Raw genomic sequence first — 12,060 nt, forward strand, 5'->3', positions numbered from 1 at the left:
ATAAAAAAATACCGGCGGATGCCGGTATGATTTACCTTCGGGAAGGAGTGGGCGGGGGGCCGTTTTGCGTGTGGTTATTGACGATTTTATCAATAAGCTGGCCTATCTCACTCCAGTTTTTATCTGCTTTCAAGGTCTTGGTGTATTTAGAAATCTCAACGAACTGTTCCTGATCCTGAATCTTATTTGCCTGACGCAAGACACGGGTAAGTTCAGTGGTCAGCGTCTGTCTATCGAATGTTTGTATTGTCATTCCATACCCGCCGCCAGTAATTTTATCCAGCAATTCATCGGCATCTTTAGGGCCATTGTTTCTTGTTCTCTTCGCTGCTACCGGCGGTAAGTCTGGAGCCTTTTCAACAGAAGTTTTTGTTTTATCTGCAAAGTTGACATTGACGTAAGTGTCATCCCTATTGGCTCTTCTGAGTCTGTCAGCATCTCGCGCTTGCTTATTGACGACGGCATAATCTTCTGAGCCGTACCCCAGCCCGTTATCTTTGGGCTCCGGGGCTTTTTGAGGGGTAGCAGGTGTCGCAACGGTCAGACCCGCTTCTTTCAATAAGGGATTAAACAAGGGTGTGAACTGTCCGTGAACCGCTGTCAGGGTATTGAACTGTCCTGCTGTTTGCACGAATTTGTTCCTGGCCTGGCGCGCGGTAGTAATGGTTTGAGTGAAATCCCGGGGAACCTCACCCGTTTTTTGATACTGCCGCAGGCTGTTATCAATCGTGATGAAGGTTCCGGTTCTGCCGACTCCCGCATTGCAGTTGACGACGGTGGGGTTGTTTGACCTGGCTGCAACAGAGGGGTGCTGACGTAACTTTTCAACCAGTACCGACAGTTTTGCCAGTCTTTCCGGGGTGCCGGCGCTATGGTCTGCCCAGCCTTTATCGTAAACCCTGAATTGTGTCTCCCCATTAATGGAGAGTTGTTTGACGGTAACTTTACCCTCATCAAAAGAGTATTGTCCATCCAGTCTAACCTTAACGCCGCCACAGTCTTTTTCTTCGCCGACTTCCTTAGGGCCAACTTCGATAGAACGCTTCTTATCTGGTTTATGGGAAATTTCCGGATCTTCGAGTTCTTTGGAGTTAACAAGAGAAACGGATACGGCAGGACGATGATGAGCAAGCATTTTTATGAAGTTGTTTTCTGTGTTTTCAAGTGGCCCCTGACTCGCGATAAAGCTGCCACCAGGCAGGTCGACTTTTGCGGCATGATAGGGTGCTCCCGGTGCAAATCCTTTGTCTCTATTGCCAAGATGGATGTCAGAAAATTTTGGATGTGCCTTTTCGAAGAAAGGTTGGTTATCGATCCTTCCTTGTATCTGTGGGCTTTTAATCTTTTTGTATTGCGTATTAATTTCAGAGTCGTCAGGCTTATAGGGGAACTCCTGACTCAAGTTAAGCGAAGCTCCCTGGTAAGTGCCAAATTCAAGTTGAGATCCATGGTCTGACCCATAGACACACTGCAAGGACGGAGTCAGTTCCTTAAGTTCAAGGGATCGGGAGTCGGGGGGTTCCTGAAGACCAACTTGACGATCAATCTCTGCAAACACCGCAGCTGCAAGTTTGGGGGAATTGGCATAGCGTCCGGCGCATCTGTCTTTGAGACCCTGCACATTATCACCAAATTCTTTCAGCCCCTCGGTGACTTTTCTTTCAGCATAAATCTCTCGTACTTCTTGCATGATCGTATCATAACCAGGGTCGTCCTTTTGGCTAAGTTGAAAGATCAATTCCTTGATATCCGGAGTAGAGAGCTGTTGGACGGCTTCCGAGAACTTGTTGAGTGAGAAGCCGGATTTATCCTCAAATTTGCCATGCTCCAGGTTTTTAATGATTTCCGGTGCTTTCAGGGCTTTAGCCGGTTGGGTTTCAGGACTGCTGTTTCTGACTGCAAGTGGTGTATTAGCAGGTTTAGAATGGGTCCTGGGTTGCTCGTTCATCTGGTTGGGAAGCTTGGGCAGTGGGCGGGTGCTTCTTTCTGAGAGCGGTGTTGAAGGCGCTTTTGATGGGGTCGCTGTATTATCAGCGAGATGTTCATGCAACTTGCCATGGAAGTGGTCATAGACGGGTTTAACCAGACCGTGAACACCGAGAACTTCCCGTGCAACTCTCAAACCCCAGACTTTCGAAGCACTGCAATTGTAGAGCTTACCGTTGACCTTGACTGTCTTGGTTATTGAATTCTGTGGATCAGCGCCCGCTGTTTGAGAATGGCCTATTGAAGAAGTCCCGCCGTTATTAATTGTATTGCCCACAACCTCTCTCCTGAGAATCTTCCCTGATTCTTGCAGTATAAAAGGCTATGTAACATTTTCCACAGAGTCAGGGTCAAGCGGCGCTGACAGGCGTTTATCGTTAATGGGTGTCATATTTCTGTCATAATTCGCCGATAGACTCACCGAAAAATTAGAAGTGTGCTCTGAAATTTACTCATGACAATAACAACATTCCGATCTCTGCTGTTTTATTCATTCTTATCTCTTGTTTCTTTTGGCGCTCAGGCTCAAGAAGAATTATTGTTCTCGATTCATGGCTCAAATACTGTGGGTGCCAGATTAGGGCCATCATTAGCTGAGTCCTATCTGAAGTATCTGGGGGCAGAAGGCGTAGGTGTTTTCCCGACCGGTCTGGATAATGAGGTCAAAGTGACTGGCTTTTTACCCGCTAAGGGTCAATTGGTCAGCATCTTTATTGCTGCACATGGTTCATCCAGTGGTTTTAAAGCACTGGCCAGCGGGAAAGGACAGATTGCCGCCGCTTCACGACCGATAAAGACTAAAGAGCAGGCCATGTTGTCTGGCATGGGCGATTTCAGCAGTCTGGAAGCAGAGTATGTTGTTGGCATTGACGGTCTGGCGATTATTGTGAATCCGGGTAACAGTATTAACAAGCTGGATATCAAAGATATTGCCCGTCTTTTTTCTGGTGAAGTGAAGAACTGGAAAGAATTGGGAGGGGCCGATCTGCCGGTTTCGCTGTTTGCCCGCGATGATCGTTCGGGAACCTGGGATACTTTCAAAAACCTCGTGTTGGCCAAAAAATACCAGCTCGACCCAACTGCCATGCGTTTTGAGTCCAATGCCGATGTCTCTGACAAGGTGGCATCGACCCCGGGGGGCATTGGTTTTGTCAGCCTGAATACCATTGGTCGAGCCAGACCATTGATGGTTTCTGAAGGCACTGACAGAGCATTGAAGCCTGAGCTGCTGCATGTTTCGACGGAAGATTATGTTCTGAGTCGCCGTCTTTATATGTATCTGCCAGAAAAGGACGCTGATCCTGATGCTCTCGACTTTCTCCGTTTTGCAACCAGCGATCAGGCACAACCTGTCGTAGCTTCTGTTGGTTATGTTCATCAGGCGGTTGAGCTGATGAGCCCTGATGTGCAGTCTGCACCAGAGGATTATCAGCGGATTGTTGACCAGTTTGACCGTGCGTCTGTTAATTTCCGCTTTGCTCAGGGGCGTGCCCAGCTTGATAACAAGGCTATCAATGATATTGAAAGGCTGGCGCGTTTCATTGATCGACAGCCAGGCGAGGTTCTGTTAATTGGTTTCGCAGATCAGAGGGCGCAATCGAGAAATTCAGATCTTTTGGCTAAGCTCAGGGCTGATGTGGTCAGAAGAGCTCTGGTCAAGGCTGGAGTTCCACGGAAGAAAATCCAGTACCGGGGTTACGGTCAGTATATGGCATTGTCTTCAGCAGAGAGTCTGGCCAGTAAAATAAGAAACCGCCGGGTGGAAGTCTGGGTCAAAGCAGACAGTGAATCCAATCAAGTGGCGGCCTCCTTTTGAATTCACCGATAAATTTCATAAAGGCGGTACAATAGCATGAAGCACTGTTCACTTCCTTCTTGAGCAGTGCAGACTATGTTACCGGTGCCTGCGCGGTGGGGCCTTGCGGGCTGATTTTAACTTATTGGCTGGCGGCTTGCCGCTGGCCTCCTCTGGAGAGTTAAACATCAGATAAAGCTCCATCAACACCTCAGGTATCTGGCTGCACATATCTTCAGTCAGCTTTTCGTCTTCCAGAATAGCTTCGAACTCAGGCTCGTCGTCAAACAGACCAGAGCCGAGCATGACCGGGAGCAACAGTTCACTGACTTCCTGTTCATTCTCTCGGAACCACTCTTCTTCCGTCATCATATGAGCCTGAAGAAAACCGCAGCACCAGTCCAGCAGGTCTTCATCATTCGGGTCGGCAAATTCTTCACAGGAAAGCTCAAAGCCTTCTTCTTCATTGAACTGTCGATCTATCGCTCGTGACAACTGATCAAGAGCCTGTTCCAGAAGGGCTGAATCTTCCCCGGAGAGTGTTACCCGAGTGCCAAACAGAATCTCATTACGCACATCGGTCTTCAATTCGAACGGGACGATAGCCATGGCGCTATAGAAGCCATGGATGGCGTGGAAAGTAAAACCTTCCTCATCCGCATACCTGTTCAGCAGCGGCTCCAGAGTAGAACAGATGTCCTGCATTTAAAGAGAATCCGGTATGAATGAAAACCGGGGAGTCTACAGTAGTTTTCTGAAAGATTCCTGTCTATTCTCGGTCAGGTCCTCAGTTTGATGGTATACTGGTTTGTCTTTTCTTATCTAATTAATCACCGTCGTTTAAATGTGCATTGGACTGTAATGACTGATCCTGCTCTGAATGTTCTGCAAAATACTTTCGGGTTCGAATCTTTCCGTGGCTTCCAGGGAGAGGTCATCAGAGAGGTCACAGAAGGGCGTGACGCGCTGGTCCTTATGCCTACTGGCGGTGGTAAGTCACTTTGCTACCAGGTACCGGCTCTGGTTATGGCGGGTACAGCTATTGTTGTGTCCCCTCTGATTGCCCTGATGGAAGATCAGATCCGTAATCTCAAGCAGATAGGTATTCGGGCCGAAAGCCTGAATTCGGGCATTTCCATGGAAGAGCAGTACCGAATAGAGCAGGAGCTGTTCACCGGGCATATTGACCTGCTCTATGTTGCTCCCGAACGTCTGATGACTGAAATGATGCTAAGGAAGCTGGATCGGATACAGATTTCTCTGTTTGCTATTGACGAGGCTCACTGTGTGTCGCAATGGGGGCACGATTTCAGGCCTGAATATCTGCAGCTCTCGGTACTGAAAACACGTTTTCCAACGGTTCCCAGAATTGCCCTGACCGCCACAGCAGACAAACGAACCCGACAGGAAATTATCGAACGTCTGGGTCTGGCGCAGGCCAGGGTGTTTGTTGACAGCTTTAACCGGGCCAATATTTTTTACCGCATCAGTCAGAAGAAGCAGGGTAAGCAGCAATTGTTGAGATTTCTGGAAAAAGAGCACCCTGATGATTCGGGCATAGTCTACTGTCTTTCCAGAAAACGGGTGGAGGATACTGCTGCCTGGCTGAATGCCCAGGGCCGAAAAGCACTGCCTTATCATGGCGGTATGACAGCTCACGATCGCAAGAATAATCAGCATCGTTTTCTCAACGAAGACGGCATGATTATTGTTGCTACCCTGGCATTCGGAATGGGGATTGATAAGCCTGACGTTCGTTTTGTTGCTCATCTGGACCTGCCAAGAAGTATCGAAGCTTATTATCAGGAAACCGGTCGGGCCGGTCGTGATGGACTCCCGGCTACTGCCTGGATGGTTTATGGTCTTCAGGACGTCATGTTGCTGAGACAGATTCAGTCGAATTCTACCGCAGCGCCTGAAATTCAGCGAATTGAGCAGCAAAAGCTGGAGGCCATGTTGTTTCTCTGTGAAGTAACGGGTTGTCGCCGTCAGGTGTTGCTGGAGTATTTTGATGAACCCTTGAAAGATAAGTGTGGCAACTGTGACCTTTGTCTGGAGCCGGTGACGACCTGGGATGGTACGGAAGCCGCCAGAAAAGCCCTTTCCTGTGTTTACCGGACCGGGCAAATGTTTGGAGTCTCTCATCTGGTCGACGTTCTGCTTGGCAAAGAAACGGCCAAAGTCAGTCAATTTGGTCACCGACGGATAAGCACTTTTGGTATAGGTAGTGAATTCAAACAGAGTGAGTGGCGCTCAATTTTCCGGCAGTTGGTGTCCAGAGGGTATATAAATGTTGATGTAGAAGGGCATGGGGCTCTCAAATTGAATGAAAAATGCCGTCCTCTGCTCAAAGGTAGTGAGCGATTATTGCTCCGTCAGGATCGCTTTGAATACGCCTCTGAGAGTGCAGCACGCAAAACCCGGAGAGTGGATCAGGGCAGAGTTATTATTGACGACCATGATCGTCCATTATGGGAAGCCATGAGAGCGCGTCGTAAAGAGCTGGCGGAAGAGCAGGGTGTTCCTGCTTATGTCATTTTTAATGACAAAACACTCTATGAAATGTTAGCGGTTAAACCCGCCAGTTTGGAAGCTCTGTCTCATATTTCAGGGGTGGGTGAGTATAAGCTGGAAAAATATGGGCAGACCTTTGTAGAGTTAATATCCGGGTTTGTTGTTTCGACTGTTTGATCCGGGTATTTTTTTCTATGCTGGAGTATGGGTGCTTTTCGAATCACGCTATCGGTTTTCTTTTTTATCGGCTTTAGCAGGTTCTTATGTCTCATAGCATTCATCTACCGTGTCACAGAGAAATCACATTGGCAAATCCAGACCTACTGGATGAAGCTCGTGAAAACCAGGTGACCTTTCACTATATCGGTTTACATAACGATCCAATACCGGACAACTATCAGCTATTCACCAGTGAGTTTGATTTTGGTCATAGTGCGACTTTGCTGGGTGATGGATTTCAGATGTTGGCGCAAACCACCGGGACGTACGACAAACCGGTTGATATTGGTCGATGTCCGGATAACAGCAGTAGTTACCGGATTTATGGAGAGCAGCAGGGAAAGCGTTACTACAACTACCTGGTTGTAGACGATTCAGCGGAGTACACCCTGTTTGGTTTTACCTGTTGTCATCGCTATGCGGGCTACTTCGAAATAGTCAGTGGTGAGAGAGGTGTTTTGGTCTCAGCCTCTATCGATGGGGAAGGAACTTCTCCTCAGGACTGGGACAGCAGAGAGTTGGAGTCTGTCGTCGTGCTAACTGGAGGCTCTTTACCCCAACTTTATCAGGAATACGCAGGGTTGATTGCTCAGCATCACCCCGTAAGGGCAGGCGTCGTGCAACCAGCCCCCATTGGCTGGTGTTCCTGGTATGTCTATTATGCTGATGTCACCAAGGACAATATCCGCCAGAATCTGAATGTAATGACGGGAGATCTCAGCGATCTGGAGTGGGTACTGTTGGATGATGGTTATCAGGCATTTATGGGCGACTGGTTGACTCCGTCGGATAAATTTTCTGGAGGAGTGAAAGAATTAATAGCGGATATCAAGCGCAAAGGAAAAAAGTCGGCGATTTGGCTTGCTCCTTTTATTGCTCAGCCTGAGTCAGAAGTGTTTAAACAGAATCCATCGTGGTTTGTTCGCCATCATAACGGTGATCTCCTCAAGGCCGAAGATGTGACCTACGGAGGTTGGCGTTGTACCCCCTGGTACGTATTGGATACATCGAACCCCGAGGTACAGGCTCATCTAACTCACATAGTCAAAACCATGCGAGAAGAGTGGGGTGTTGAGCTGTTTAAACTTGATGCCAATTACTGGGGAACGCTCAAAGGAAAACGTTATCAGAGAGGCGTCACCGGAGTGCAGGCGTACCGAATGGGTATGGAGGCAATAGCGAAGGGCGCTCAGGATGCTCTTTTACTTGGGTGTAACGCACCCATGTGGCCGTCTTTAGGACTTGTTGATGCCATGAGAGTCTCGGACGATGTGGAGCGGAGCGCTCAGCGGTTTGAGCAAATTGCGAAAGAAACCTTCCATCGTAGTTGGCAGCATCGTAAATTGTGGCAGATTGATCCTGATTGCGGCACCTTTGTTTCGCTTGCTAATCAATCAACGGATCCCTGTAATTATGACTTTCATCGCAATGTATTACTCGCCAGTGGCGGGCTTCTGCTTTCGGGCGATCCGCTGCCTGATCTTACTCCGTTTGCTAAAACGACGTTAAGCAAATTGATACTGCGCCATCGTTATAGTCAAGACGCCGCTCAATTTACTTCACTGTCTTTACATCACGCTTCTCTGGCATTAACAGAGGGTAAAAAACTCCACTGTTTATTTAACTACAACGAGAATGCCAGGGAGGTGACATTGACCTCCGATCACCCTCTTTATTGGTACGATTACTGGAGCGGCGAGAAGCTCACTGAGGGGCCTGTTCAAAAGGTCAGGGTTTTATTGGCAGCCGGGCTAACGGGTCGCGCGATCATTGCTTCGATGTAAGAGAGGCTCACTCCCAAAAAACGGAGGTTTTACCTCTCTTTAATTGCCCTGGAAACAATGGTCTTCAAACGCAGATTATCTCAACGAACTTTAAAGGCTGTCGAAACTGGGTACATAAATAGACTGTACCTTTCACTTTTTAACTGCCTATTTCCTCTTCAAAAATAACTTCTGAGTCATGTTTCAGAGTTAAAAAATGACCATATTCCTTTTCAAGCTCATCCCGCTTTAGCTTCAGTGTTGGAGTGAGCATTTCATTCTCAATACTCCAGGTCGTTTTGGCGACTATGATATGATCCAGCTTTTCATGAGCCTCCAGCTCATTATTAACCGATGTCATCGTGCTGACCAATTGTTCTTTTTGCTGGTCACGATCTTTTGAAGCGCCTTCTCCCAGCACAATCATTGCTATAGGTTGTTTGCGCCCAATCCCCATAACACAGACCTGCTCGATATCCGGGTTACGACCGAGGCTCGACTCGATAGGTACCGGAGAAACATATTTGCCTTTGCTGGTTTTAAATTGTTCTTTAACCCGACCAATGATTTTCCATGAACCCTCAGAGGTTATTTCAGCTTTATCACCTGTTTTAAACCAGCCGTTCTCAAAGGCAGCGTCTGTTGCTTCAGGATTGTTGTAGTAAGACTTAAATACCGCTTCTCCTCGAATCAACACTTCTCCTTGCTCGGAAAGTGACATTTCGACACAAGATTGAGGGCTGCCTATTGTGCCAATATCATCGGGTTTGAAAGGGATGTTGCTGCATGATAAGCCTGAGGTTTCGGTCATACCCCAGCCTTCGCTAATACGAATACCCAACTTTTGGAACCACTTCAAAACCTCTGGAGAGATAGGTGCGCTACCAGAGCCGAAAATTTTAGCTTCCTGCAGGCCCAGAGCAGTGCGAATTTTCTTTGCTACTAATTTACCGATAATGGGGATTTTCAAAAGAGTTTGTAGCTTTTTGTTGGGCATTTTGGCCAGAATTTGTGACTGAAACTTAGTCCATAATCTAGGCACAGATAAGAAAGCAGTGGGGCGTGCATAGCGAACATCATCGACAAAAGTATCTAAGGACTCGACAAAGAAAATCTCGGCAGAGTAATAAATTGATGGGAGTTCAACAACGCATCGCTCAGTGATGTGGGCAAGGGGTAAATATGACATTACCCGTCTTTCTTGACCTGTTAAAAACTTCTCACCTCCAGCCATGGCCGAAGAAGCTACATTTCTCTGGCTGATCATGACGCCTTTGGCAAGGCCTGTACTGCCTGAGGTATAGATAATAGAAAATAGATCGTCGATATCCGGATTATGGAGTGTTTTTAGTGGCTCATAATTATTCAACCAGTCAAGCCACTGCTCTTTGCAATCAAGTGTAGGGTATGGAAATGAGATGCTGAGAAAGTCATCTGGCATTGCTTCTGAAAGGGCTTCAGTGCTGTCCAGTTTGCCAACAAAAATAGCCTTTGCATTACTGTGCTCAAGCACATATTTTATGTTGTCTGCCCCAGCTGTTGGGTATATCGGCACACTGATCAGGCCTGCCATCATGATGGCTAAATCAGCAATATACCATTCGGCTGAATTTTTGGCGATGATGGCGACTTTATCGCCCTTTGATATTCCATTGGATAAAAGACCTTGAGCGATCTTGCGGGCTTGCTCGTCAGCTTCCCCCCAAGTGTAAGAAGTCCATTGCCTGTTGTCAGGCTGATTAAGCCAGACCTTATCGGGATGCCTTGCAACGTTTAGCTGCATTTGTGCCAGGGGGGTTCTACGATTTTTCATATTATTATTTTTTCGTACATTCTTTGGTTGCTAACATTAGCTAACGGATGAACTCTAACTTGTACAATGGATAGATACAACAATTAAGTACTCAACCATACGAAATCATATTTTCTGACTTATTGTTCAGGCACTCGCGGCAACTGCTCCTGCGTTGCTCTAGCTCCTGCATCCATGCAGTCGTGATGCGTTGCAACTCTGGTCACATAGCTTGCTATGTTCCCGTTGTTGCGCCTTGCAGAGCACCTGCCCAATAAGCCAGAAATATTCGATTCCGTATGGCTGAGTACTTATTGTATTTTAAAAAATTTAACGATAATTGATCCGCAATTCCCCCTGAAGCACTGATCATCAAACGTTGATTTTCTCAACGAATTTCAAAGGTTCTCGACACTGGGCGCACAAATAGACTGCACCTCTTACGGCCCTGTTGTGGCGAATGGAACTGAGCGGGATGGTCTTTCCTGCACAGCTGCAACTGTATAGGAATGGTCTTTTACTGGCATTGCTGGTGTTGTAGCTGTGGGTTCTCCGGGCCGGGAGTTTGAACACCTCTTGCATAATCAATTGCCACTCTCTGCCATGGGGGCGGATCTTTCCGCCAAACAGTTGGTGGGCAATGAGGTGTGCGACTTCATGACCCACGGTATGCTTCAGAAAATGTTCCTGGTTTTCTTTGAGCAGTTGTTTGTTCAGACGAAGCAGGTTTTTTTCGGTCCAGGCTTGTCCGGCCGTTTCGCCTCTTAAACTCAGACTGATCCGGGGGCGTGGAAATCGTTTAAGAAAATGCCGCTCGGCCAGGCAGTAAAGCTCACTGACCCGTAACTCAACGGTAGGCAAATAGGGGCATTGTATATTCGACATAAACAGGCTGACTTGGAAAACTCATGGGAGGATAGCAGAGGGATTGTATCTGTACAGTGGGTTTATTGGAATAATCAGGCAGGTTTCATCAAGGCATCGCTTCCAGATGATACAGCTTAATTCATCTGGCTTGGCGCTGAACTTCAGTAAACTTGAATGTATTCGGGGCTTACACCCATACCCCAGAAGATCACGGTAGTGATCATAATCGAGACCAGAACAACCAGCCCGATGCAAAGCACAGAACTGGCATAGACAAACCCCTGCTCCTTAGGTATCTGCATAAAGGTTGGCAAACCGGAATACAGCATCAGGGCTGAGCAGGTCATGGCGATAGTGCCAGCAACAATAGTCAGCCAGATAGAGGGATAAAGCCCGCACAGGCCCGCCAGAAAGAGTGGTAAAGCGGTATAACAGCTAAATGCAACACTCTGTGTCATGTTGGGTTTGCTGCCAAAGGTTTCTGCCATCCATTGGATGAATGCACCCATAACGGCAACGCCCGCCAGTATGGCCAGCCAGGCAAAAAATGCCATGAAAGCAGCACTGGTTTCCGTTAACTTGACGACCTGATCACTGCCCGGGACTGTCCAGCCGGTTCGAGTCGTCCCCAGATAAGTACAGACCGCTGGCAGGGCAGCCAGCCATATGACCTGACCCAGGTAAAGGCGAATAATGCCGGGAGGGTGCTCCCGAATATCGGTCCACTCTTCTTTCGGACGAAAGAGAAGCCCCCAAAAGTGACTTAATATCATGGTGCAACCTCCGTTATGGCTGTACCAGTAGCTGGTAATCCTTACGTTTTGCTAAGTTATCAGCTACAAAACAGCGGCTAATATGTTGTTATTATTCACTGTGACAGGCATCGGCTCTTCCTGTTCAACAGGATCGTTCGATAGCCTTGACTTCAGTGTTTACATATTTCTTATACGAAGTAAAGTAATATCGTCCCAATACAGGTTCTTTTATTGAATAATAGGGCAATTATTTCCTCGTTTATCAGTCTCATAAAGGCTTCGGCATGACTGTCTGGTTCAGTTCGCTGGTTTGGTGGATTGTGAGACTAAACGGTTAGTATCATAGAACTCCGGAATGATTACATGACT

At 47.4% G+C, this 12,060-nt stretch carries 8 protein-coding genes; 3 read left to right on the forward strand and 5 right to left on the reverse strand.

The window, feature by feature from the left end; genetic code table 11:
• Window positions 1-31: 31 nt before the first annotated feature.
• Entirely contained in the window at window positions 32-2,263 is a 2,232-nt protein-coding gene (locus tag ACO6VG_RS15920) for a tyrosine-protein phosphatase (RefSeq protein WP_422133201.1), read from the reverse strand.
• Window positions 2,264-2,440: 177 nt separating this feature from the next.
• On the opposite strand from ACO6VG_RS15920, the gene ACO6VG_RS15925 reads away from it, so the two are divergent.
• Window positions 2,441-3,802: a substrate-binding domain-containing protein gene (locus ACO6VG_RS15925; RefSeq protein WP_422133202.1), complete on the forward strand. Its 1,362-nt coding sequence runs from the start codon at window positions 2,441-2,443 to the stop codon at window positions 3,800-3,802.
• 78 nt (window positions 3,803-3,880) lie between these two features.
• On the opposite strand, the gene ACO6VG_RS15930 is transcribed toward ACO6VG_RS15925, so the two are convergent.
• The gene (locus tag ACO6VG_RS15930) at window positions 3,881-4,486 is read right to left on the reverse strand and encodes a YecA family protein (protein ID WP_422133203.1); all 606 of its coding nucleotides are present in this window, start codon (window positions 4,484-4,486) and stop codon (window positions 3,881-3,883) included.
• Window positions 4,487-4,642: 156 nt separating this feature from the next.
• On the opposite strand from ACO6VG_RS15930, the gene recQ reads away from it, so the two are divergent.
• A complete protein-coding gene (gene recQ, locus ACO6VG_RS15935; protein WP_422133204.1) occupies window positions 4,643-6,472 on the forward strand; it encodes a DNA helicase RecQ in 1,830 nt (609 codons plus the stop codon).
• Window positions 6,473-6,600: 128 nt separating this feature from the next.
• Window positions 6,601-8,298, forward strand: coding sequence for a glycoside hydrolase family 36 protein (locus ACO6VG_RS15940; RefSeq protein WP_422474682.1), 1,698 nt, complete (start codon window positions 6,601-6,603; stop codon window positions 8,296-8,298).
• A 139-nt stretch (window positions 8,299-8,437) separates the two neighbouring features.
• Here the strand turns inward: ACO6VG_RS15940 and ACO6VG_RS15945 are convergent, their stop codons facing one another.
• The 3 genes from ACO6VG_RS15945 to ACO6VG_RS15955 form a co-directional block, all read right to left on the reverse strand.
• On the reverse strand, window positions 8,438-10,090 hold the full coding sequence (locus ACO6VG_RS15945) for an AMP-binding protein (RefSeq protein ID WP_422133206.1): 1,653 nt from the start codon (window positions 10,088-10,090) through the stop codon (window positions 8,438-8,440).
• A gap of 351 nt (window positions 10,091-10,441) precedes the next feature.
• Window positions 10,442-10,954 (reverse strand): SprT family zinc-dependent metalloprotease, encoded by a 513-nt coding sequence (locus tag ACO6VG_RS15950; protein WP_422409107.1) that lies wholly within the window; start codon window positions 10,952-10,954, stop codon window positions 10,442-10,444.
• 143 nt (window positions 10,955-11,097) lie between these two features.
• On the reverse strand, window positions 11,098-11,709 hold the full coding sequence (locus ACO6VG_RS15955; RefSeq protein ID WP_422474684.1) for a Yip1 family protein: 612 nt from the start codon (window positions 11,707-11,709) through the stop codon (window positions 11,098-11,100).
• Between the last annotated feature and the right edge of the window lie 351 nt (window positions 11,710-12,060).

The sequence above is a fragment of the Endozoicomonas sp. ALB032 genome (assembly GCF_049310125.1).
Taxonomy (GTDB): Bacteria; Pseudomonadota; Gammaproteobacteria; order Pseudomonadales; family Endozoicomonadaceae; genus Endozoicomonas_A.

Coding starts and splice junctions, on each gene's coding strand:
- ACO6VG_RS15925 (WP_422133202.1), top strand. CDS start 2,441: ATGACAATAACAACATTCCGATCTCTGCTGTTTTATTCATTCTTATCT.
- ACO6VG_RS15930 (WP_422133203.1), bottom strand. CDS start 4,486: ATGCAGGACATCTGTTCTACTCTGGAGCCGCTGCTGAACAGGTATGCG.
- recQ (WP_422133204.1), top strand. CDS start 4,643: ATGACTGATCCTGCTCTGAATGTTCTGCAAAATACTTTCGGGTTCGAA.
- ACO6VG_RS15945 (WP_422133206.1), bottom strand. CDS start 10,090: ATGAAAAATCGTAGAACCCCCCTGGCACAAATGCAGCTAAACGTTGCA.
- ACO6VG_RS15950 (WP_422409107.1), bottom strand. CDS start 10,954: ATGTCGAATATACAATGCCCCTATTTGCCTACCGTTGAGTTACGGGTC.
- ACO6VG_RS15955 (WP_422474684.1), bottom strand. CDS start 11,709: ATGATATTAAGTCACTTTTGGGGGCTTCTCTTTCGTCCGAAAGAAGAG.